The organism is Aliarcobacter butzleri, from assembly GCF_900187115.1.
Taxonomy (GTDB): Bacteria; Campylobacterota; Campylobacteria; order Campylobacterales; family Arcobacteraceae; genus Aliarcobacter; species Aliarcobacter butzleri.
Map to the genome: position 1 here is coordinate 1753173 of NZ_LT906455.1, position 23765 is coordinate 1776937.

General features: G+C 25.7%; 26 protein-coding genes and 1 tRNA gene. 15 read left to right on the forward strand and 12 right to left on the reverse strand.

Annotated features, from left to right (window positions below; all coding sequences use genetic code 11):
* Positions 1-99: 99 nt before the first annotated feature.
* Both CKV87_RS08755 and CKV87_RS08760 read left to right on the forward strand, forming a co-directional pair.
* Positions 100-2223, forward strand: coding sequence for a methyl-accepting chemotaxis protein (locus tag CKV87_RS08755; protein ID WP_012147718.1), 2124 nt, complete (start codon positions 100-102; stop codon positions 2221-2223).
* 73 nt (positions 2224-2296) lie between these two features.
* A tRNA-Leu gene (locus CKV87_RS08760) sits at positions 2297-2381 on the forward strand.
* Positions 2382-2481: 100 nt separating this feature from the next.
* On the opposite strand, the gene CKV87_RS08765 is transcribed toward CKV87_RS08760, so the two are convergent.
* From CKV87_RS08765 to CKV87_RS08780, 4 genes are all read right to left on the reverse strand, one after another.
* Positions 2482-3525, reverse strand: coding sequence for an AI-2E family transporter (locus CKV87_RS08765; protein ID WP_012147719.1), 1044 nt, complete (start codon positions 3523-3525; stop codon positions 2482-2484).
* Positions 3526-3611: 86 nt separating this feature from the next.
* Positions 3612-4415, reverse strand: a complete 804-nt coding sequence (locus tag CKV87_RS08770; protein ID WP_012147720.1) for an ion transporter — start codon at positions 4413-4415, stop codon at positions 3612-3614.
* Positions 4416-4474: 59 nt separating this feature from the next.
* The gene (locus CKV87_RS08775) at positions 4475-4858 is read right to left on the reverse strand and encodes a hypothetical protein (RefSeq protein WP_012147721.1); all 384 of its coding nucleotides are present in this window, start codon (positions 4856-4858) and stop codon (positions 4475-4477) included.
* Between the two features lie 9 nt (positions 4859-4867).
* Positions 4868-5182 carry a hypothetical protein gene (locus CKV87_RS08780; RefSeq protein WP_004509940.1) on the reverse strand — a complete coding sequence of 105 codons (315 nt, stop codon included), beginning with the start codon at positions 5180-5182 and terminating at the stop codon, positions 4868-4870.
* Positions 5183-5467: 285 nt separating this feature from the next.
* Here CKV87_RS08780 and CKV87_RS08785 point away from each other — a divergent pair, with 285 nt between their 5' ends.
* From CKV87_RS08785 to CKV87_RS08800, 4 genes are all read left to right on the forward strand, one after another.
* Entirely contained in the window at positions 5468-5686 is a 219-nt protein-coding gene (locus tag CKV87_RS08785) for a hypothetical protein (RefSeq protein ID WP_012147722.1), read from the forward strand.
* 11 nt (positions 5687-5697) lie between these two features.
* Positions 5698-6453 carry a bifunctional hydroxymethylpyrimidine kinase/phosphomethylpyrimidine kinase gene (gene thiD, locus CKV87_RS08790; RefSeq protein WP_012147723.1) on the forward strand — a complete coding sequence of 252 codons (756 nt, stop codon included), beginning with the start codon at positions 5698-5700 and terminating at the stop codon, positions 6451-6453.
* 74 nt (positions 6454-6527) lie between these two features.
* On the forward strand, positions 6528-7766 hold the full coding sequence (locus CKV87_RS08795; RefSeq protein ID WP_012147724.1) for a glutamate-5-semialdehyde dehydrogenase: 1239 nt from the start codon (positions 6528-6530) through the stop codon (positions 7764-7766).
* 2 nt (positions 7767-7768) lie between these two features.
* The gene (locus tag CKV87_RS08800; RefSeq protein ID WP_012147725.1) at positions 7769-9658 is read left to right on the forward strand and encodes a glycoside hydrolase family 17 protein; all 1890 of its coding nucleotides are present in this window, start codon (positions 7769-7771) and stop codon (positions 9656-9658) included.
* Between the two features lie 27 nt (positions 9659-9685).
* Here CKV87_RS08800 and CKV87_RS08805 read toward each other — a convergent pair whose 3' ends face one another.
* Positions 9686-10333 (reverse strand): hypothetical protein, encoded by a 648-nt coding sequence (locus CKV87_RS08805; RefSeq protein WP_012147726.1) that lies wholly within the window; start codon positions 10331-10333, stop codon positions 9686-9688.
* 132 nt (positions 10334-10465) lie between these two features.
* Here CKV87_RS08805 and ccoG point away from each other — a divergent pair, with 132 nt between their 5' ends.
* On the forward strand, positions 10466-11779 hold the full coding sequence (ccoG, locus tag CKV87_RS08810) for a cytochrome c oxidase accessory protein CcoG (RefSeq protein WP_012147727.1): 1314 nt from the start codon (positions 10466-10468) through the stop codon (positions 11777-11779).
* A gap of 1 nt (position 11780) precedes the next feature.
* Here ccoG and CKV87_RS08815 read toward each other — a convergent pair whose 3' ends face one another.
* Together CKV87_RS08815 and CKV87_RS08820 are read right to left on the reverse strand one after the other, a co-directional pair.
* A complete protein-coding gene (locus CKV87_RS08815; protein ID WP_012147728.1) occupies positions 11781-13100 on the reverse strand; it encodes a sensor histidine kinase in 1320 nt (439 codons plus the stop codon).
* Positions 13090-13770, reverse strand: coding sequence for a response regulator transcription factor (locus CKV87_RS08820; protein ID WP_012147729.1), 681 nt, complete (start codon positions 13768-13770; stop codon positions 13090-13092). Before CKV87_RS08820 ends, CKV87_RS08815 begins: the two co-directional genes overlap by 11 nt.
* Before the next feature lie 42 nt (positions 13771-13812).
* Between CKV87_RS08820 and CKV87_RS08825 the strand changes: the two genes are divergently transcribed.
* The 7 genes from CKV87_RS08825 to CKV87_RS08855 all read left to right on the forward strand — a co-directional run bounded on the left by CKV87_RS08825 (position 13813) and on the right by CKV87_RS08855 (position 18842).
* Positions 13813-14331, forward strand: a complete 519-nt coding sequence (locus tag CKV87_RS08825) for a methylated-DNA--[protein]-cysteine S-methyltransferase (protein WP_012147730.1) — start codon at positions 13813-13815, stop codon at positions 14329-14331.
* Positions 14321-15730, forward strand: a complete 1410-nt coding sequence (locus tag CKV87_RS08830) for a phosphomannomutase/phosphoglucomutase (protein ID WP_012147731.1) — start codon at positions 14321-14323, stop codon at positions 15728-15730. Before CKV87_RS08825 ends, CKV87_RS08830 begins: the two co-directional genes overlap by 11 nt.
* Positions 15705-16430, forward strand: coding sequence for a carbon-nitrogen hydrolase family protein (locus CKV87_RS08835; RefSeq protein ID WP_012147732.1), 726 nt, complete (start codon positions 15705-15707; stop codon positions 16428-16430). Before CKV87_RS08830 ends, CKV87_RS08835 begins: the two co-directional genes overlap by 26 nt.
* Before the next feature lie 76 nt (positions 16431-16506).
* The gene (locus CKV87_RS08840) at positions 16507-17004 is read left to right on the forward strand and encodes a transglycosylase SLT domain-containing protein (protein ID WP_012147733.1); all 498 of its coding nucleotides are present in this window, start codon (positions 16507-16509) and stop codon (positions 17002-17004) included.
* 237 nt (positions 17005-17241) lie between these two features.
* Complete coding sequence (locus CKV87_RS08845; RefSeq protein WP_004509953.1) at positions 17242-17580, forward strand: DUF2325 domain-containing protein; 339 nt, start codon at positions 17242-17244, stop codon at positions 17578-17580.
* Positions 17574-18332 carry a hypothetical protein gene (locus CKV87_RS08850; protein WP_012147734.1) on the forward strand — a complete coding sequence of 253 codons (759 nt, stop codon included), beginning with the start codon at positions 17574-17576 and terminating at the stop codon, positions 18330-18332. Before CKV87_RS08845 ends, CKV87_RS08850 begins: the two co-directional genes overlap by 7 nt.
* A 12-nt stretch (positions 18333-18344) precedes the next feature.
* Complete coding sequence (locus tag CKV87_RS08855) at positions 18345-18842, forward strand: flavodoxin (RefSeq protein WP_012147735.1); 498 nt, start codon at positions 18345-18347, stop codon at positions 18840-18842.
* 23 nt (positions 18843-18865) lie between these two features.
* On the opposite strand, the gene CKV87_RS08860 is transcribed toward CKV87_RS08855, so the two are convergent.
* The 5 genes from CKV87_RS08860 to CKV87_RS08880 form a co-directional block, all read right to left on the reverse strand.
* Positions 18866-19315, reverse strand: coding sequence for a Fur family transcriptional regulator (locus CKV87_RS08860; protein ID WP_004509956.1), 450 nt, complete (start codon positions 19313-19315; stop codon positions 18866-18868).
* An 85-nt stretch (positions 19316-19400) separates the two neighbouring features.
* Positions 19401-19775 carry a hypothetical protein gene (locus CKV87_RS08865; RefSeq protein ID WP_012147736.1) on the reverse strand — a complete coding sequence of 125 codons (375 nt, stop codon included), beginning with the start codon at positions 19773-19775 and terminating at the stop codon, positions 19401-19403.
* A 74-nt stretch (positions 19776-19849) separates the two neighbouring features.
* A complete protein-coding gene (locus CKV87_RS08870; RefSeq protein ID WP_012147737.1) occupies positions 19850-20587 on the reverse strand; it encodes an arginyltransferase in 738 nt (245 codons plus the stop codon).
* Between the two features lie 2 nt (positions 20588-20589).
* Entirely contained in the window at positions 20590-21330 is a 741-nt protein-coding gene (trpA, locus tag CKV87_RS08875; protein ID WP_012147738.1) for a tryptophan synthase subunit alpha, read from the reverse strand.
* 53 nt (positions 21331-21383) lie between these two features.
* Positions 21384-22781 carry a chloride channel protein gene (locus tag CKV87_RS08880; RefSeq protein WP_012147739.1) on the reverse strand — a complete coding sequence of 466 codons (1398 nt, stop codon included), beginning with the start codon at positions 22779-22781 and terminating at the stop codon, positions 21384-21386.
* 172 nt (positions 22782-22953) lie between these two features.
* Here CKV87_RS08880 and panB point away from each other — a divergent pair, with 172 nt between their 5' ends.
* Positions 22954-23763, forward strand: coding sequence for a 3-methyl-2-oxobutanoate hydroxymethyltransferase (gene panB / locus CKV87_RS08885; protein WP_012147740.1), 810 nt, complete (start codon positions 22954-22956; stop codon positions 23761-23763).
* Positions 23764-23765 lie beyond the last annotated feature (2 nt).

The window sequence follows — 23765 nt, forward strand, 5'->3', positions numbered from 1 at the left end:
AAGTTTTCTTCTTGACCTTTTTTTTTATCTAAATTTATGCTACCTTTTTGACACCATTTAAAAGTAAAATTTCTTTTATAAATGTAAAAAGGAAAAAAATTGAAAAGTACAACTATTAAAAACAAACTTCTTGTTTTGACGCTTTTTAGTGTTTCTGTCTCATTTTTTATATTAGGATTTTATAATACGTACAATAATTATAGTTCGGAATATAATTTAATTAAACAAAAAGAGTTGGATTTAGCAAAAGAAACTTCAAAATCAATCAACAGTTATTTACAATCAAAAATTGATATTGTTGAAGCTGTTGCACAAGAAGTATCATCATTAAATTTGGATGTAAAAAACAAAGAGATTATTGATAAATTAAGACTAGGTAATTTATCAGGAAAGTTTTCAGGATTATATCTTGGAATTGAAGAGAATGGAAATTTCTTACAATATGATGCCACTTTTAGAACACCTCAAACACATGATTATGATTCAAGAAAAAGACCATGGTATAAAAAAGCTGTTGAAACAAATAAAGCAGGAATTAGCGAACCTTACATTGATTTTACTACAAAAAAACTAGTTATCTCAGTATCTGCACCTATAAAAAAAGATGGAAAAATCATAGGAGTAATTGGTTCGGATATTGCTCTTGATACTGTTGTAAATACTGTTTTAAATATAAATCTCAATGAAGATGGTTTTGCATATTTAACAGATTTTGAAGGAAAAACTATAATTCATAAAGATGAAAAAGAGCTTGAAAAACAAAATGAAATTTATGCACAAGTAAAATCAAATAATAGTTTACATTTTGGTGAAGCTTTACTTAATAACAATCCCCAATTAATTGCATATAGTAATATTCCTATTACAAATTGGAAATTAGTGATTCAACTTGATAAAAATGCTATTTCTAAAAAAATCAATGAAAATCTAATCAAAGAGATATTTTTATATGTTTTTTTACTGATAATTATTCTTGGAATTTTATTTTATGCATTAGTTAAAATTTTATCTCCTTTAAAAACTTTTGAAGAGGGGTTAAACTTTTTCTTTAAATATTTAAAAGGTGAAGAAAAAAATATTATTAAACTAAATATAAATACAAATGATGAGTTTGGTAATATGGCAGCAGAAATAGACAAACAAATGGAAATAATTGCCAAAAATCTTGAGAAAGATAAAGCTTTAATAAATGAAGTTAAAATGATTGTAAATAGAGTAAAAGAGGGAAATCTTAATTTACAACTAACACAAACAACTACAAATGAATCATTAAATGAATTAAAAAATATGTTAAATGAAATGATTCAAACAATAAATATGAATGTAAATGAAGATATAAATGTTATTTTATCATCTCTTGAAAAATACTCAAAATTAAACTTTGTAGATGATATAAAAAATCCTACTGGAAATGTTGCAAAAGGTTTAAATAATCTATCAAATATAATAAACCAAATGCTTCAACAAAACAAAGCAAATGGTTTTATTCTTGATGATAGTTCAAAAATTTTATTAGAAAATGTAGATATTTTAAATAAATCTTCAAATGAAACTGCCGTATCTTTAGAAGAAACAGCTGCTGCTTTGGAAGAAATTACAAGTACTGTAATAAATAATACAGAAAGAATCTCAATAATGGAAAATCATTCAAAAGAGTTATCAAATTCAATTGAAGAGGGACAAAAACTTGCAAATATTACAGTTGAATCAATGGATTCAATAAATGAACAAACGCAATCAATTGCAGAGGCAATTACAATTATTGACCAAATAGCATTTCAAACAAATATTTTATCTTTAAATGCAGCTGTTGAAGCTGCAACTGCTGGAGAAGCGGGACGTGGATTTGCTGTTGTTGCAGCTGAAGTAAGAAATCTAGCAAGTAGAAGTGCCGAAGCAGCACGTGAGATTAAATCTTTAGTTGAAAATGCAACTGAAAAAACAAATAATGGTAAAAAAATTGCAGATGATATGATAAATGGATATGTAAAATTAAAAGAGAACATATCAAAAACAACAGAAGTAATACACGATATTTCAATTTCTTCAAAAGAGCAAAAAACAAGTATAGAACAAATTAATGATGTAATCACAAAATTAGATAGACAAACACAAAATAATGCTTCAATTGCAAATCAAACACATGATATTGCAATAAATACATCAAAAATAGCTAAAAAAATATTAGAAACAGTACATGAAAAAACCTTTAAAGAGGAATAACCTTAATAATGAAATATTTGATATATTTTTAAGTAAATTGATAGTAACATTCTACCCTAATTTCTCCAGAAATGCGGATGTGGTGGAATGGTAGACACGCCATCTTGAGGTGGTGGTGAGCTAAGCTTGTGCGGGTTCAAGTCCCGCCATCCGCACCATTATTAAGTCAATGGACTTTATGCTTATAAATAAAAATCATACTTATTCATGTCATAGTCTTTTTGTTTTTAAAAACAAGTATTAGAAAGTAAACAAATTTTAATCTTCAGTTTTTTTAAGTTTTTTCCTTGATAAATCAGACATTAAAATACCAATCCAATGAGTACTTGTATTTGAATCGAATGCTATTTTTAATGTCATAGTAATTGGAACAGCTAGAAACATTCCTACAATTCCCAAAATATAACCCCAAAATATTAAAGAGAAAAATATTATTAAAGGAGATAGTCCTAGTTCTCTTCCCATTAATTTTGGTTCTAAAATATTACTTATTGAAATATTTATAACCATATATAAAATAATAACCCAAATAGCAGAAAAAATATCAAGATTCATTAATGCTAAAAGTATCGCAGGAATTGAAGCAATTATTGACCCCACAACTGGTACAAAATTAAATAGCATTGCAATAACACCCCATAAAATAGGATAATCAACATTGAAAAAAGCTAGCATAATTGTTACTATAAACCCTGTCAAAAAGCTTGTGAAAGTTTTAACTACAAAATACTTTTGAATATTAAATGAAAAAAGATTGAAGTGTTGTAGTTTTTTTGCATTATTTCTAAAAATTACTTTTAATTTTGTTTGAAAAGATTTTGATTCAGCAAGAATAAATGCAACACCTATAATCACAAGCAAAAACTTTGATAAAAAGGTACTAATACTCCCAATTATATTTGTAGTTAAGCCAAAGAAAGAGCTAAAATTTAGTGTTTCCATTATTTTTGCTTTATCAATATTTAAACCATAACTTTGTGCAAAATGAATGCTATTTAAAACTAAATTTTTTAACTTAACTTCGTAACTAGGAAGATTTGCTAAAAAATCTTTTAAAGAAATATTTATTACATAAGCAAACATAAAACCAAGAATTATAACTATAAGTAACAAAAGAAAATAAGAGACTATTTTGGGAAAATGTTTCCTTTGTAATAGATTTAAAACAGATGAAAAAATAGAAGAGATAAATATTGCCAAAAATAGTATAACAACTATTTCACTCGCCATTTTCATACCTGCTATTATAACTACAAAACTTGCAAAATAAAAAAAATAGTTTTTTAAATTTGTCGCATCCATCTATTTCCTTCTTAAAATACTTTATAAAATTTTGTGATTATACATTTTTTAAATCTAAATAGCTAACTTAAATGAAAAAATAAAGATTAGTTTTTTAAACTAGTTTTTATTAATTCTTTAAGTTCTACAATCTCTTCTCTTAATTTTATTATCTCATTATTTATATTATCTTCATGAGATTGAACTTCATCAATTATATGTTGTTCCTCTTTTTGATTTAAAATAGCCATTGCATCAACTATAATAGCAACCACTAAATTTATCATTACAAAAGTTACTACAAATATAAAAGGTATAAAGAAAACCCAAGCATAAGGATAAACTTCCATCAGAGGTCTGACAATACCCATTGACCAAGATTCTAAAGTCATAACTTGAAATAGTGTATAAAAAGATTCACCTAATGTTCCAAACCATTCAGGAAATCTTTCTCCAAAAAGTTGTGTTGCCATAATTGCAAAAATATAAAAAAACAGTGTCATTAAAGCAATTACAGATAACATTCCTGGAATCACACTAATAAGTGCTGAAACTATTTTTCTCATTTGAGGAACAGCAGTAACTAACCTAAATAGTCTAAGAACTCTTAAAACTCTTAATATTTCAAATCCTGAACTTGTAGGAACTAAAGAGATAGCAACAACGAAAAAATCAAATAGACTCCATGGGTCTTTGAAAAAAGAGATTCTATGAACATAAATTCTTAAAATAATCTCTATAGTAAAAATAGTAATAACAATTTGATTAAATAGCGTTGTATAAACTCCAAAACTTTGCATAAAAGTTTTTGAAGTCTCAAGTCCCATTGTAATTCCATTTAATACAATTAAATAAATTATAAACTTTGTGAAAAAGCTACTTTCTACAATATTTGTAATTCTAAGATACATAATTCTCCCTTTAAAAATTTTTTTGTAATAATAACCAAAAAATAGCTTTAAAATACAAATTATTTATCCAATAAAATATCAGCCTTTGAACGAATATTTTTTTTATTTAAAAACTCTTTTTCTCTTTGAGTGAATTTTTCTTTTTTGATATTTTCTTTTTCTACTATTTTTTCTTTTTTTCCATTTCCACTTTCCTCTTTTTTAAACAAAGTCAAAATAAGATATATAGAAATACCAATATTAAATATTATGATTAACCATTTTGAAATTAAAGCTATTTCTAGGTATTCAAGTTTTTCTTTTAATTTTAAGTATTCTACAATGTCAGCATAAATCACATTTGCAAAAAGTGCGATAATTAAAAGCAAGAATATTAAAGTAACTCTTTTTCTAAACTTATACAAATAGTACCAAAAAACAGCAGATTTTACTTGTTTAAACATCACAAAAACCTAAACAAAAAAGTTTAAACCAAGAGCTGCAAGAGCAACAACTAAAGATTTTGTTTTCAAGTCATCTATAATTTTTCTCTCTTCATCTGCAATAATTATTTCTAAATCTTCATCACTAAAATCATCAAAAGTTTTATGATTTTCTATTAATCTAGCTTTTGTTGAAAGAATTGCTTTTTCTCTTATTTTCAAATTTATTGCATCTTTTAACTGCTGGCTTTTTATTTTAGGATAATCAAAAGCTTTTGTTGCATTTTCACTCGCAATATTTATTAATTTATTTGAATTCTCTTTTAATTTATCTTTTATTCCCATATTTTTTCCAGTTAAATTTTATTTATTCTAACATAAAAAAATTTATGACATATATTCCCATCTTGGATAAAGAGCTGTTATAGCTTTTAAATCTTCAAATTTGAAAACATTAAAAATTCTAAATCTTCCACTACTTAAAATTGCTTTTATTTTCATTTTAAATCCTTATTTTAATATATAAATATTTTACAAAAATTCAACTAATATTTTTCTTAATTTTATATACTTTTATATATTTTTTATATTTTTAAGATATACTTATGAATATTTATTTTTGGAATGTAAATGGATAAAGAAAATTTTAAATTGTTACTAAAAAAAGCGAATTTTAATAAACGCACTTTTTCGCAATATTTGGGCTTAAAATATCAAAGCGTAAACTCTTGGGGGAATAATGGAAGAAATATTCCTTATTGGGTAGAATCATGGTTAAATCTCTACATTGATAATAATCGATGTAAAAAAATCCAAGAAATGCTAAAAGATAGTGGTATTTGTAAATAAAGGTTTAAAAAATGAAAGTTGTTTTAACAATAGCAGGAAGCGATAGTGGTGGAGGTGCTGGTATTCAAGCTGACATAAAAAGTGGATTTTATCATGGAATTTTTATGACAACAGCAATAACAGCAATAACTGTACAAAATACTCTTGGAGTTACAAATGTAGAAGTTTTAAAACCTAGTTTTGTACAAGAACAAATATCTAGCGTTTTAGAAGATTTTAAAGTAAATGCTATAAAAATCGGGATGTTAGGTTCAAAAGAGCTTATTTTAAAAGTTCTTGATTGTATAAAACCTTTATATATTCCTATTATTTTAGATCCTGTTGCTATTTCAAGAGCTGGTTCTAAACTTATTGATGATGAAGCAATTGAAACATTAAAAACACTTTTTAAATATGCTTTTGTAATAACTCCAAATAAATATGAAGCAAAACTATTTTTTGATGTAAACTCAATTGATGATATAAAAAATATAAAACATATACCAACAAATATTTTATTTAAAAATATGGTTGAAGATAAAAATAAAACAGTAGATGTTTTATTAAAAAAAGATGGAACAATTATAAACTTTGAATCTAAAAGAGCTGATGAATCAAATACGCATGGAACTGGTTGTAGTTTTAGTGCAAGTATTGCTTCACTTGTTGCAAAAGGTGAAACTTTGGAGGACTCTATAAAAATAGCAAAAAAATATATCTATGAAGCAATAAAACACGCACCAAATTTAGGTAATGGTAATGGTCCAATAAATCATATTTTAAATTAAATTATAAAAGCCGTAACAAAGCCTTATTTTAGTATATTACGCGAAAATAATTTATTTTAAAATAGGAAAAGCTTATGCAAGAGTTTTTACAAGAGGCTAAAAATAGCAGTCGAATTATTGCAAACTTAGGCTCTGCACAGAAAAATAGAGTTCTAAATGAAATGGCAGATGCTTTAATAGAACACTCTTCTTTCATTCTTTCTCACAATCAAAAAGATATGAATGATGCAAAATTAAATAATTTAAATGATGCTTTACAAGATAGACTTCTTCTGACAGAAAAACGAATTCAAGATATGGCAATTGCAATTAGACAAATTGCATCACAACAAGATCCTTTAGGTAAAATTTTAAATGGTTGGGTTACTAAAGATGGTTTAAATATTCAAAAAGTTTCTATTCCTATTGGAGTAATTGGAATCATTTATGAAAGCCGTCCAAATGTTACAAGTGATACTGCTGCACTTTGTTTTAAAAGTGGAAATGTTTGTGTTTTAAAAGGTGGAAAAGAAGCTGAAAACTCAAACAAAGCAATAGCTACAATTTTAAGAGAAGTATTAAGAAAAAACAATCTTCCTGAATATGCTATTTCATTACTTCCTGATTCAAGTAGAGAAGGTGTTGCAAAACTAATAAAACAAGACAAATATGTAGATTTAATTGTTCCAAGAGGTGGAGAAGCACTTATTAGATTTGTGAGTGAAAACTCATCAATTCCAGTAATTAAACACGATAAAGGAATTTGTCATATTTTTATAGACCAAGATGCCAATATTACAAAAATATTTGACATTGTTGTAAATGCAAAATGCCAAAAACCAAGTGCTTGTAACTCAATAGAAACTTTATTAATTCATACAAATATTGCTGCATTAATCTTAAGTGGTTTAGTTGAAACTCTTAGTCTTCATGGAACAATCTTAAAAGGTTGCCCTGAAACTTTACAACACATAAACGCAATTCCTGCAACATTAGAAGATTTTGATACAGAATATTTAGCAAATGTTTTAAACATAAAAATTGTAGCAAATGTTGATGAAGCGATCACACATATTCAAAGACACGGTTCTGGACACTCTGAATCAATCTTAAGTGAAAACTACACGACAATAAATAAATTTTTAAGTGAAGTTGATGCTGCTTGTGTTTATGCAAATGCAAGTACAAGATTTACAGATGGTGGAGAGTTTGGACTTGGAGCTGAAGTTGGTATTTCTACAAATAAACTTCATTCAAGAGGTCCTATGGGAATAGAAGATTTAACGACATTCAAATACAAAATTTATGGACAAGGTCAAATAAGAAAAGGATAATAATGAGAAACAAGGTTTTTTTAACATTTTTAAGTGCACTATCAGTGCTGTTTTTTTGGCATTATGTAGGTACAAAAGTTATATTAAAAGATGACTCTTCAAAATCTTTTTCTAAACTTCAATGTGTCTCTTATGCTCCATTTACAAAAGATGAATCACCATACTCTTTTGAGAAAGGTTTAGTTCTAAAAGAAGAAAATATTAGAAAAGATTTAGAACTTTTTTCTAAGTATACAAATTGTATTAGAACTTATTCTACTGTTGGATTAGAACTTATTCCTAAAGTTGCAAAAGAGTTAAATATGCAAATGTTAATGGGGGCATGGATAGGAAAAAGTGATAAAGATGCAAGAAAAGAAGTAGATACTTTAATCCAACTTGCAACTGAATACAAAGACATTGTAAAAGCAGTAATTGTAGGAAACGAGGTTTTATTAAGAGGTGATTCTTCTGAGCAAAGACTTCACGATTTTATAGTTGAAGTAAAAACTGCTCTTCCTGATACTCCTGTAACTTATGCTGATGTTTGGGAATATTGGCTTAAATATCCAAAAATCAAAGAAGTTACAGATTTTGTAACTATTCATATTTTACCTTATTGGGAAGATGATCCTCAAAATATACATGATTCAATAGAACACTTAGCAAATGTAAGAATGGAAGTTGAAAAAGAGTTAGGAACTTCAAATATTCTAATTGGTGAAACAGGTTGGCCAAGTGAAGGAAGAGCAAGAGAAGATGCTATGCCTAGCAAAATAAACCAAGCTATGTTTGTAAGAGATTTTGTAAAATTAGCAAATGAAAAAAACTGGAACTATAATATCATCGAAGCAGTTGATCAACCTTGGAAAAGAGTAAATGAAGGAGCTGTTGGTGGATTCTGGGGATTATTTGATAAAGATAGAGGTGATAAAAGTGTATTTAAAGGTGATGTTTCAAACTTCCCAAATTATACATATTTAGCATTTGGTTCACTATTTTTAGTATTAGGTTTCTCTTATGCAATGTTAAGAAAAAAAGTATTTTCAATGACAAAAATAGCTACTTTTACTATTATAAATACTATTTTTGCTATTTTATTTATGCTTCAAGTTGAACAATATCATGTAATAACTAGAAACTTCTTTGAGTTTATTTGGGCAATTTTAGTTCTTGGAACTCAAATCTTTGTATATTATTTTATGTTAGCTTACATCTTAAGAAAAAAACAAAGTGATGTAATTCCTTCAATGTTCTTTTATGCATCTGCATTCTTTACATTTATTATGACTACAAATTTAGCATTTAATGGAAGATATGAAAACTTTGAAATCTATGGATTTATAATCTTAGCTATTTCATTTTTATGGTTATATATTCCAAGATTCAATCAACTTCAATTTGGTAAATTTGAAAAACTTTTATCTTTAATTTTAGTTATAAATACAATTATAGTTTTCTATAACGAAACTTCTTTAAATATTTTCTCAAATATTTGGGTTATTTTATCTTTAATTTTTGCGTTTATCCTATACAAAGGTACAACAAAAGAGATTAAAATTACAGATTTAAAAGAGATTGTAGTTTATACTTTAGTTTTTGCAATTGCTGTTTATCTGTTTAAAATAGGATTTGTTTCAAATAAAGCTTTAGCAAATGCTTGCAACATTGATTCAAAAGGAATAGCTTGTGGAATAAAAGACTTTATGGGACACTCTATATATTTTGGTTATGTTGGATTTGTATCACTGATTATTTCAATAATAGCATTAGTTGTAAATACTAAAAAAGCAAGTTTAGTTGCTCTATTCTTCGCAGTAGCTTCAACTATTCTTTCTAATACATTCTTAGGTGCTGTTTCGTTTATAATAGTTGCCTACATTCTTACAAAAGAAAATAAAAAACTAGTTTAATAAATAGCTTGAGTTTTTCTCAAGCTATTATCTTTTTACAGGATTTGCATATTCTGCTTCATCTTCTCCACCACCAATTATCGCTTCAATCTTTTTAACTGGGAAATTTGGAAGTTTAAATTTATCATCTTTTATATCAATATTAAAAGTTGCAGTTTTTGCTATTTGCATTTGTACAACACCTAAAGATTTACTTATTTGTTTTAGAGGAACACTATTGTAAACCCAGATTTTATCTTCACCAAGTTGCCAAACATCACATTTATATCCCAAAATAGTTTCAGTTCCTAAATATTTTGCACCCATTTGAGTAAAACTCTCACGATTTTTTATATTTTGTATTGAACTATCTTCATCTAATACTAACTTTTGAGAATAAATAATTTCATCATCAAAATCTGCTGTATATAAAGTATCTTTTACTATTTTTGAAACTGTTCTTTCAGTTTCTTGTTCTCCTGCAATAATTTGAGTAGTTTTTTCATCTACTAATTCGATTGCTCCAAAGTCTTTAAAGACTAATTTACTAGTACCATTTATACTACCATTAGCTTTTCCATTATCTCCAACTATTTCATATTCAACAATTCCTGATTTCATATCGTATCTATTTCCTGCAAATAGCTCAACAAAACCAAACAACAAAAATAAAAAAACAAAGTTAATTTTTCTCACTTTTTTTCCTTAAATAAACTTGCAAAATTATACAAATAATAATCAAAATAAGCAATATAATTTTTATATTTTTTCATACCACCAAATGAACACTTTTTTTATTTAGAATACAAAAAAATAAAAGGAGTTTTTATGGCTTATTCAAAAAGAAGATATTTAGTATATACTTTGATTACAATTTTTGTACTAATTTCACCATTTATTACAATAAATGAAAATCATCTTCTATTACTATCATTTGAAAGGTTGCAATTTCACTTTCTAGGAATTGTTTTTAATGTAAGCGAACTTTATGTTATGCCATTTTTACTAATGTTTTTATTCATTGGTATATTTGCAATGACTTCAATATTAGGAAGAATTTGGTGTGGATGGGCATGTCCTCAAACTATTTTTAGAGTAATTTATAGAGATTTAATCGAAAGTACAATTTTAGACTTAAGAAGAATCAAAAATAAACAAAAAGATATAGATTATTCAAAAAAATCAAATCAATTTAAAAAATATATTTCTTTATTTTTGTGGTTGATTATTACTTTAGTTATATCATCAAACTTTATGCTTTATTTTGTTCCACCAGAAGATTTCTTTCTTTATCTAAAAGAGCCTGCTGAACATAGTTTTATGATATTATTTATTATAAGTGTTGCACTATTTTTAGTTTATGATATCGTTTTTATGAAAGAAAATTTCTGTGTTTATGTTTGTCCTTATTCAAGAATTCAATCTGTTTTATATGATGATAATACAAAACAAGTAACTTACGATTTTAATCGTGGTGGAAAAGTTTATCAAGGCAGTATTAAATCTATATTCAAAGAAAAAGAGTGGTCAAATAACGAAGAGTGTACAACTTGTGAAGCTTGTGTAAAAATATGTCCAACACATATTGATATAAGAAAAGGTTTACAAGTTGAATGTATAAATTGTCTTGAATGTAGTGATGCTTGTTCAACTGTTATGGGAAAATTAGGAAAAACAAGCTTAATTAACTGGGGAAGTACAAATAAAGTTATAAACAAACAAAAAGTATCTATTTTTACAAAAAGAAATACTACATATTTTGTTTCACTATTTCTATGTATTTTTTTAGCATTTTATTTTTCTCTTGAAAAAGAAAATTTCTTAGTAAATATAAATAAAACAACTGAACTTTATAAAGTAACTGAAGATAAAAAAATAGTAAATAACTATATATTAGGTGTTCATAATACTCAAGATGAAACTTTGACTTTTGACATAAAATTAAATGATGATAACTTCAAAATAAAAAGATTTGAGAAGTTTTCACTTGAAGCTGGAAAAAGAGCTAAAAAAGTATTAATTATAGAAAGTGTTAATGATTTAAACAATATAAAAACAAAAAATATACCTATTTTCATAGAGGTTTATTCTCAAGAAAAAAATTATAAAGTTGTAAAAAAACTGATTTTTTCAAAACCTTAAACTAAATAGCCTTTTCAATAAAGATGGAGAATTTAGCTCCATCTTTTATATTTTGAACTTGTAACTTTCCACCAAAACTCTCTTCAATTATAATTTTTGATAAATAAAGCCCTATTCCAGTTCCTTCTTCTTTTGTAGAGAAATATGGTTCAAATATTTTTTTTAGATTTTTTGCTTTTATTCCACCTGCATTATCTAAAATTTCTATTATAACCTCAGCACTTGAAGATACTACATTTATAGATATTTTTGGATTATGTCTATTTTTTAAAGCATCTATTGAATTTGAAACCAAAGATAAAATAACTTGAGACAACTCATTTTTAACTCCAAAGATTTTTATATCTTCGAAAGTCTCAAATTTTAAATTCAAATTTATATTATCTTTTTGTAGGTCAGGATTTAAGATTGTAAGAGCATTTTGGATTGAGTCTTTTACAAAAAAATCATCTTTTTCTTTCTCTTGTAAATAAAACTCTTTAAAATCATCTATTGTTTTTGATAAAAAACTCACCTGTTCATTTGCTTGATTTACCTTTTTATCAAAAAAAATCTTGTCTAATTTTTCACTTTCAAATCTCTTTTTCAAATTTATCAAGATATATGAAATATTATTTAGTGGTTGCCTAAATTGGTGAGTTATATTTGCTATCATTTCACCTGATTTTACAAACTTTGATTGTTGCAAAATCATCTTTTCAAACTCTTTATTTTGTTTTTTCAAATCATTATATTTATATGCTATTGAGATTGTAAAAAGCATCGCTTCAAGAGTAAATACAACTAAAACTAAATCAAAATATCCCAAGCCAATATATCTATTTTTAAAATCAAAGATAAAAAGAATTATACAAAATATTGACCAACCTATTACATAAATAAGCGTTGGCTTAAAACCTTGTTTTAAATTAAAAATTATTGAAATAAATAAAATTGCATAAATGATAGTATAAGGTAAATATTCAAATAAAATATAGTGATAAAAAGCTGTTAGAATCACAACATTTAATAAAAATGTATTTAAAATCAACTCTTTATAGTTTGAAACTTTTGGTAAAAATTTTCCTTCATAATAATTTACTGCAAAAATTACTGCAAAAACAGAAGCTAAAACTAAAGAAAATTCTTGAACAAAATAACTAATTTGATATAACTTACTATATGCAACTATATAAACCAAAGAAAAAATTTGCATAAAACAATAACTTATATAAAATATCTCTTTTGAATATATATATCTTATTAAGGTATATGCTATTGTCATTATTAAAATACCAAAAGTTATACCATAAAATATAATCTGGTTTATATCAAATTCCAATTTTATACCCACTATTTGTAAGATTTTCTATCATATCTTTTTGAAGTTTTGTTTTAACATTTTTAACTAAAGTTTTTAAAGCATCTTTTGTCATCACACTATCAAACCAAACATAAGACTCAATTTCCTCGTATGTAACATATCTATTTTTATTTTTTATAAGCAGTTCTAAAAATAAAATCTCTTTTGCTCTTAGTTTTATAAGCTCATTTTCAATAACTAAAGTTTTATTAAAAGTATCAAAATATGAAGTTTCATCAAATTTTACGATATTTGAAATATCCTCTTCCAATGATTTTATACATAAAAGTAAAGCTTCTTCAAAATCTTTTTCATTTACTGGTTTTACTAAATATTTAACAAGTTGTAACTCTATTGCTTGAAGTAAATAATCTTTATCGCAAAATGCAGTAATAACTATTATTTGGCATTTTTTATCAATTTGGCGTACTCTTTTTACAAACTCCAAACCATTTAATTTTGGCATCTGAATATCTGTTATAATAATTTGTGGTTTGTATTTTTCATAAAGTTGTAATGCTGTTATTGCATTTGAAGCTTCATAAATAGTATCAAAAAAGTTTTCTAAATATTCAATACCATTTTCTCTTGCTATATCATCATCTTCAACATATAAAACTTTTATATTTTTATTTATATTTTTTAACATTTTGTATTATATCTTATATATGATTATGCTAGAATTTCGACCATGAAAAATGAAAATATTATTTTTACAACAAAGTTTTCTACACCTTTAAGCGAAATGTTTGCTGCTTATTTTAAAGATGAACTTATTATGTTTACTCCTTTTGAAAAAGAGTTTTGTGAAAAAAGAATTGAAAACTTAAAAAAAATTTTAAAAGCGGATAAAGTTATAGAAGATAAAAACATTTTTAAACTTTTAGAAAAAGAGATAAATGAATACTTTTTTGAAAAAAGAACAAACTTTACAATTCCATTAAAACTAATAGGAACACCTTTTCAAATAAAAGTTTGGGAAGCACTTTTAAAAATACCTTATGGAAAAACTATTAGTTACAAAGAAGAAGCCAAAATGATTGAAAATGAAAAAGCATTTAGAGCTGTTGCAAATGCAAATGGTAAAAATAACTTAAGCATAATTGTTCCTTGTCATAGAGTCATTTCAAATAATGGTGAAATTGGTGGTTATACTGGTGGAGTTGAAAAAAAAGAGTTTTTATTAAAGTTAGAACAAAATGATAAATAAAACAATTTTTAGACAATATGATATTCGTGGAATAGTAAATGATGATTTAACCTATGAAAATGCCAAACTAATTGGTTATTATCTTGGTCTTCATATAAAAGAAAAAACTTCTTTAACTCCATATATAGTTGTTGGTTATGATGTAAGAACTCACTCTCAAATGCTTTTTGATGGATTAATTTCAGGAATTAATCTTTCAAATTGCAAAGTTCTAAATATTGGACTAGTTGCAACTGGAGTAAACTATTTTGCTTCTTTTCAAGAATTTTTTATAAACAATGAAAAAATAAAACCAGCAGCTTCAATTATGATAACAGGAAGCCATAATGCTAAAAAATATAATGGATTTAAAATCACTATAAATAACGAACCTTTTTTTGGTGATGAACTTTTAGCTTTATATGAAAGAATAACAAAAAATCCAAATATACAAATTCCAGATAATTTTGATTTTTTTGAACTTGATGCTAAAAATTTATATATAGATTTTATGGTTAATCAATTTTCTCACCTAAAAGATTTTAAAACTCCTTTTATTGTTGATTGTGGAAATGGCGTTGCAAATACTGTTTTATGTGATATTTTAGATAAATTAAATCTAAATTATAAAGGAATACATCTAAATCCTGATGGAGAGTTTCCAAATCATCATCCAGACCCAACAAATGAAAAAAATCTTGAAGATTTAAAAGCTTTGTTAAAAGATGATTATAATCTTGGTTTTGCCTATGATGGTGATGCAGATAGAATTGCAGTTTTAACTCAAAAATATAATATAAAAGGCGATATGTTAGCCCTACTTTTTTCAAAAACTATGAAAAATCCAATTATTATTGGTGAAGTTTCTTACTCTCAAAATGTTTTCGAAGAGTTAAATCATGAAACAAAAACAATCATGAATAAAACTGGTTATTCAAATTTAAGACTAAAACTTAAAGAGTTAAATGCTGATTTAGCAGCTGAAGTTTCAGGACATATATTTTTTAATGATAGATATTATGGTTATGATGATGCAATTTATGCAACATTTAGAGTATTAGAACTTTTATATAAACAAATAAATCTAGATGAAGAGTTAGATAAACTTCCAAAAGTTTATACAAGTTCAAATATTGAAATAAATGTAAATGAAAAAGATAAATTTGAAATCATAAAAAAAATAGATGAAAAACTAAAAACTACTCAAAGAGGTTTTCCAATAATCAAAGATATAGTTAAAATAGATGGTCTTAGAATAAATTTTGAGTATGGTTTTGCTTTGATTCGTGCTTCAAACACAAATTCTGTAATAGTTACAAAATATGAAGCTACAAGCTATGCAACAGCTATGAGTTACAAGGTTGCTGTTGAAAATATTTTAAATGAGGTAATAAATGAACTTAATAGCTTTACAAGTTAAAACAACAAACGATTTTCAAAAGAATTTAGAAGAGTTAAAAAATTTGATAAACTCATGTGAAGAAAATTCTATTATTTTAGCTCCAGAATTAGCCTTAAGCGGATTTTCTTATAATAGAATGGATGAAGCTTCTACTTTTTCAATAAAAGCCATAGAAGAGATAAAAGAATTATCTACAAATAAAATTATTGCATTAACATTTATTACAAAAGAAGATGAAAACTTTTACAATACCCTAAATATCTTTCATAATCAAAAAATCATTCATACTCAATCAAAATTTAAACTTTTTCCATTAGGTGATGAATTAACTCATTTCAAACCTGGAAATTTAGAAGATATTAAAATCATAAATATAAATGGTTTAAAAATTGCAACTTTAATATGCTTTGAACTTAGATTCCCAGAACTTTGGTTAAAAGTAAAAGGTGCTGATATTATTTTAAATCCTGCAATGTGGGGAATAAAAAGAAAAGATCACTATGAATCTATTTCTAAAGCTTTAGCTTTAGTAAATCAATGTTTTGTAATTGCAAGCAATAGTGCAGATGATAATATGGCAAAAGGAAGTGCAATTATCACTCCATTTGGAAATATAATAAAAAATGACCAAGAAAATATTATAAAAGCAACTTTTGATAAACAAGAACTAATAAAAACTAGAAAATACATTGATATAGGCTTAAATACGGCTCTTTAAAAACTTATCTACAATTATTACACAATTATAAAATATACTCTTATTGATTATATAAAAAATTAAAAGGAGTAAAACATTGAAATTGAAGACCATTTTATTTATTTTATTATTCATTTCTAATGTATTTGCGTCAGCTATCGACATACAAAATTTAACATCAGAACAACTTGAAACATTAAAAAAGATTAAAGAAAAAGGTGAAGAACATGACCTTAGTTATTCTTTAATGGCTATTGCTATAAAAGAATCAAAACTTGGTCAATTCATGGTAAATGAAAAAACAAAAGATTTTGGCTTATACCAAGCAAACATAAAAACTGTTATAAGTAGACATAATATCACTGATACTGCTTGGAATAGAGATGTTCTTGCTTCAAAACTTGTTTCAGATTTCCAATTTGCTACAAAAAATGCAATTGCTGAATTGACATATTGGCAAAAAATTCATAAAAATGACTGGACAAAAGTTTGGGGAAGTTACAATGCTGGATTCAAATACAATAGTAGAGAAGCAAAAGAATACTCACAAGATATAGCTGCAATTATTAGAGAACTTAAAAAAATCGATGTATAATTTTCTAAATTAACTGGGAATAATCCTAGTTAATTATCTTTCAAATACACAAATTCAAAAAAAATTTCATTTTTTGATAATTATTCTTGATATTAATCTTACTTTAAGCTTACTTTTCCTAAACTTCAATAATGATTATCAATATATAAGGATAAGCAATGAGTAAAGGTTTAGAAGCGAAAAATAAAAAAGATTTAGTAAAGCCAACTGGTTGTACTTGTTAATAAAGGATTTAAAATGAGCGTTTTAATTATTGGTGGAGATCAAATAACACAAATTTCATCTATGCTTACAAACTTAGGTGCAAAAACTATAAATCATTGGGACGCAAGAAAAAAATCTTCAGCTCCTAAGAAGAAAGTTCCTCAAGATACAGATTGCATTGTAATGCTTACATCTTTTTTGAATCATAATACGATGCTAAAATATAAAAATGAAGCAAAAAAGAAAAATATTCCATTTATTTGTGCAAAAAGATCTATCTCTTGCGTTTATGATGAATATGTAAAAATTATGGGAATAAAAGATTGTAGTCAATGTTATGCAAACTACTGTGGTAAGGAATTAGAATGCTAGAAAACAATTTCATCGGTTTTTCAAAGGATAAAGAATATTTACCTAAAGATTTTGATGAATTTAACTCTAAAAATAGATTAAGACAGCTATTTTTAAATTTGAGTAACAATATTTTAGAATCATATTGTTACTTCTCAAAATATGAACAAAAAATGCTGTCAAATCTGTCTTTAGAGCAAGCATTTTCTTATAAAATAAAAAATATGCTTCCAATTAGTTTTATAAAAAATAAAAAAAATGTTAATACAAAATTTAAGTTCTGTATTAATTCTACAAAAATTATAAACAACTATTTATATTCAAATAATAAAAATGAAATTTTTATTTCAAATAATAAACTTTTACCTGTTGCAAAACTAATTTCAGTTTGTTTCATTGAAAATAGTTTACAATTACTTATTGATAAGCATCTTTTATTTCATGAATTTGTTTTAAAAAAAATAAAAAAACTTCATGGTGATAAAATAGTTATTGATTTAGGTGATTCAATTTGTATAAAATCTAAAGATTTTGTTGGAGTTAAGATTTATACTTCCTGGAAAGATATAGAAGTTAAAAAACCAAACATACAAAATGAGCTTGAAGATGCTATAAAATCAATAAAAAAGGGTGAATTTTATCAAATATATTTAGCATACCCTAAAAACAACCAATTTACAAAACAAATTCCTGTTTATGTAAAAGAATTAAAAAACAAAGAGTATCAAATAAAAGCAATACCATACTCTTTTAGATCAATAATAAAAAATTAATAAAGGATAAAAATGGCAACAGCAATATTTTTTGGAAGTAGCACAGGGAACTGTGAAGAAATAGCTAAAAAAATATCTTCAAAACTAGGAAAGATTGAAGTTTTTGATTTATCAGGAACAAAAATTGAAAAAATGAATGATTATGACAAAATAATTCTTGGCTCTTCAACTTGGGGAGATGGAGAACTAAATGACGACTGGGAAGATGCTTGGAGTGATTTTTCAAAACTAGATTTATCAAATAAAACAATAGCTCTTTTTGGATTAGGTGATCAAGAAAGTTATAGTGATGAATTTGCAAGTGCTATGGGAATTATTTATGAGCATATAAAAACAACTAATGCAAAAATCATTGGATTCACGTCAACAGAAGGATATTACCATGATGGTTCAAAAGCTCAAATTGATGATAAATTTGTTGGGTTAGTGATCGATGAAGATAATCAAAGTGATTTAACTGATGAAAGAATTGAAAGCTGGGTTAATAATATAAAATCAGAAATTTTATAAAAAAGGTAGTATATTTTTATATACTACTTTTGACAATTTTCACAAACTCCATATAGTTGCATTGTATGACTTGTAATTTTAAATTTATTATTTTTTGCAATTTTTTCTTGTCTTTTTTCAATTTCTTCATCAATAAATTCTATGATTCTAGCACATTGAGTACAAATTAAGTGATCATGATGAGATTTTGAATTACTTTCGTATTTTTTACCCTCTGTTCCAAATGTAATAGAAGTTATTAAATCTACTTCTTCAAGAAAACTAAGAGCTCTATAAACTGTTGCAATTCCAACGTTTGATGTTGGATAATCTTTTTTTATTTGATTATAAATCTCTTCAGCAGTTAAGTGCTCTTTTGCATGTAATAATATACTTAGAACTATCTCTCTTTGCTCAGTATATTTAAGTCCTTTTTGTTTAACTATTTTTCTTAATTCATCTATTATTTCTTCATAACTATTTTCGTTTAGCATAAACTCACCTTTAAATATTTTATGTATCCTAGTATATCTAAAGTTTCCAAAAAATACAAACTAAACTATACTTATTTTGTAAATATTATTTCAACTCAAATGAAGTTGAATACTCTTTTTCATCATAAATTATTTTAAAATCCCACTTACCACTTTCTCTACCATCTAAATATCTGAAATCATAAGCTGAGCTATCTCCTGCTGGAATTAACATCTCTCTAGTTCTTGAAATTTCGCCATTTGGATTAACCCAATTTATAACTATTTTTTGTTCATTTTGAGAATCTTTTATTACTTCAAATTTACATATAATTGAATTTTCATCTTCTAAAATCAAACAATCAACATTTGGATTATAAGATTTTTGAATAGTATCTTCTATTTTTTTATTATTATCTGCTGAAGATTCAGCAAAAACTATAGTCATACACAATAAAAATGGTATTAAAAATTTAATCATTTTTTTTCCTCATATTTTTTAGAATTCATATTATATAAAATTATTATAAAATTTACCAAAAATTATTTATAAACTTAAAATTCTGCTTTTTCCCAAATAGGTATTTCCTCTAAACTAGGTCTATTTTTCAAAATTTCAAATGGAGAATATTTTTCTTTATATCCCATTGAAAAATGATCTTTTATCCAATAACCCAAATATATGTAAGGAATATTTAACTCCTTTGCTATTTTAATTTGAGCCAAAATAGAAAACTTTCCTATTGAAAATTCTGAATAGTCATGGTCATAATAGCAATATATAGCAGAAATCGCTTCAGGTAAAATATCTACTAAAGCTACACCTATTAATTTATCATCTCTCATATACAAAAATTCTTTTGCAAAATTTTCGCTTGATTCAACATATGACCTTACATAATCATCAACATCAATTGGAGAATATGGCCAATCTTTTTTATCATTCATAAATTTATGATATTTGTCATACAAACTTAAGTGTTCCATTGTAACTGATGGTGGTCTAATATATAATTTTGTATCTTTATTTTTTGAAATTACTCTTTTTTCTGATTTAGAAAATTTATAATTATTCACATCTATTCTCATAGAAACACACTTTGTACAACTTCTACATTCTGGTACAAAATGCATTCTTCCAAATCTTCTCCAACCTCTTTCTAACATTGGTTGATATTTATCTATTGTGCAAGAATAAATATATTTATATCTAATATCTGACAATTTTTCATCAAAATAGGAACACTCCCTATTTTCTTCAAAAAGTTCAATATCTTGATTTAAAATTTGCATATTTATTCGTTAATTTTTTCTTTTATCTCTTTTGCAACAAGAGAAATTTTTTTAATTTTTTCACTATTTGATAAACTATCATCAATTAAATGTTTAACAAATGCACTTCCAACAATTACACCATCTACACCAACAGCTTTTTCTTTACAACTTTTTTCATCAACACCAAAGCCAATATATAAAGGTGTGTTTGTATATTTTCTAACATTATTTATAAGCAAAGACAAATCTTCTTTTTGCCCACTTCCTGTAATTCCAGTATATGCTACCATATAAATAAATTTTTTTGAGTTTTCTACTAAAAGTTTTACTCTATCTTCACTATCTGTTGGTGCAATAAAAGTAATATTTGCTTTTTCATATTTTTCAAATAATGGCTCAAATCTTTGAGCCATTTCATATGGTAAGTCTGGAATTATTGTTCCATTAACTCCATGTTCTTGTGCTTTTTTTAAAAAGTTTTCAACACCATAATGAAAGAAAGGATTCATATATCCCATCCATAAAGTATCAATATCGTGTCCAATTTTTGAAGATATTTCAAATAAATCTTTTAATTTAAAACCATTATTTAAAGCTTTTAAATTTGCTTTTTCAATAACTGGTCCATCAGCAACGGGATCTGAAAATGGAACTCCTAATTCTAAAATATCAACTCCAGATTCTTTTAAAGCAAAGGCCAAATCAACTGTAAAACTATTATTTGGAAGAGATGCCGTAATATAACCTACTAATTTTTTCAAAATCTAAATCCTATATTTTTCTTCTATTTTATCTAAAATCTTCTTTTAAACCATCAATTATTTTTTTTTATATTTTTTATTTTAATCATTATCAGACTAAAAATTCTTCTAATATTTACAAAAAATCTTGTTGTATATGTCATCTCAGCATTTTCAATTTCATCACCTAATTTTATATTAATTGCTTCTGATTTTTTCATTGATAAAACTTGTGAAGGAAATACACTTCTATGTCCTGTCATTAAAAATGCTATTATTATTGAAATAGCCGCATAATGTCCTACATTCATTCCAAAAAGTTCAACTGACATAATCATAGCTGCAATTGGTGCACTTGTTGCACCTGCCAAAACACTTACAAATCCAAGTGCTGCAAATAAAGGTATATATCCATCAACTAAATAACCAAACAAATTTCCACTTGTTGCACCAACATAAAAAATTGGAGTTATTACTCCTCCACTTCCACCAAAAGCTAAAGTTAATGAAGTAAAAATTGTTTTTAAGATAAAAGTGTACCAAGGAACACTTTCATTTATGACACCATTTGTAGATAAAGAATCTTTTATTGTTTGAAATCCTATACCTAAATAATGTTCTCCAACAAAAATTGTTAATAAAACTAAGATTATTCCTCCGACAAAAGCTTTTAACAAATAATTTAGTTTTATTGCACTTATGTATTTATGTGTGACACTTAACATTGTAATTATAAAATCTGCAACTAAACCAAAAAATATTCCTCCAATAATTACTTTAGAGATTAATATATAATTAAAATCAAAGTTTGTATAAAAAGCAATATTGAAATATGTATAATTGATTCCTAATAATTTTGCAACAAAAAATGCTGAAAAACCAGAAACAATAGATGGAAGCAAAATATCATACATTAAAACTCCAACTGTCAATATCTCTATTCCAAAAATTGCCCCAGCAAGTGGAGTTCCAAAAACAGACGCAAATCCAGCACTTATTCCACAAATTACAATTTTTTTTCTATCTCTATTTGAAAATCTTAATTTCATAGCTAAAAAAGAAGCTAAACTTGCTCCAATTTGTGCACTAGGACCTTCTTTTCCAACAGAACCACCTGAAAAAATAGTAAGTACTGTTGCAAAAAGTTTTACAGGAACTACGCTAAAGTTTATTCTTCCTGAATTTTTATGTATTGCTTCTATTACTTTTTCTGTGCCATGACCTTGAGCGCTTGGAGCAAATTTTTTTACAATAAAAACTGTTATAACTAAAGCAAAAGGCAAAGTATAATAGTAGTCAAAAGGAAGTACTGATCTAGAATTTTCACAATAAGTTAAAAGTTTTAAAAATAGTGAGACAACGACACCAACCAGTGCACCAATTAAAGATGATAAGAATATCCATTTCGTGATACTTGCGAACATTATTGTTTGTTCTGCTAAATGTTTTTGAATATTTGATTCATTATTCATAAGAAATACTTTTAAGTTAATTTAATTTGATATGTTTCATTCTAACAGAAGAGTTATTTACAATTTCTTTAAATTCTTCTATTTATTTTAAAATTTTTAAATTTAATTTAAAAAAGTTTGTTTTAGATATAATCTTCTTAAACTACTAATTTTATATATAGGGAAAATTGAAATGAGCATAATAAAAAATAATTTTGAAAAAATGAATATTACTAAAATAAAAAATTCTAAAAATAACAAAAAACTTACAGTAATAACTGCTTATGATGCACTTTTCGCAAAACTTTTTGAAGAAATTGCAGATATGATACTTGTAGGTGATAGTTTAAATATGAGTTTTGCAGGTCGTCCAGATACTCTTTCAGCAACATTAGAACAAATGATTTATCACACAAATGCTGTTTGTAATGGAGCAAAAAATGCTTTTGTCATAATAGATATGCCTTTTGGAACTTATATAAATAAAGATGAAGCATTAAAAAATTGCGTTGAAGTTTATAGACAAACAAATGCAAATGCAGTAAAAATTGAAGGTGGAGAAGATAAAGCAGATATTATAAAACATCTAACATCAAATGCAGTTGCTGTTATGGGACATATTGGTCTTATGCCTCAATATGTAAGAAGTGAAGGTGGTTACAAAGTAAGAGGAAAAACAAAAGAAGACGAAGAACAACTAATTCGCGATGCTATTGCAGTTGAAAAAGCTGGTGCTTTTAGTATAGTTGTTGAAGGTGTAAAAAGTGATGTTGCAAAAAAAATAACACAAGCTGTAAATATACCAATAATTGGTATTGGGGCTGGTGTAGATACTGATGGTCAAGTTTTAGTTTGGTCTGATATGTTAGGTTTCTTTGAAGAGTTTAAGCCAAAGTTCGTAAGACACTATTTAGATGGTGCAGAACTTGTAAAAGAAGCTGTAAATCAATATAGAAATGATGTTCAAGATAAATCATTTCCATCAAAAGAAGAAGAGTATTAATT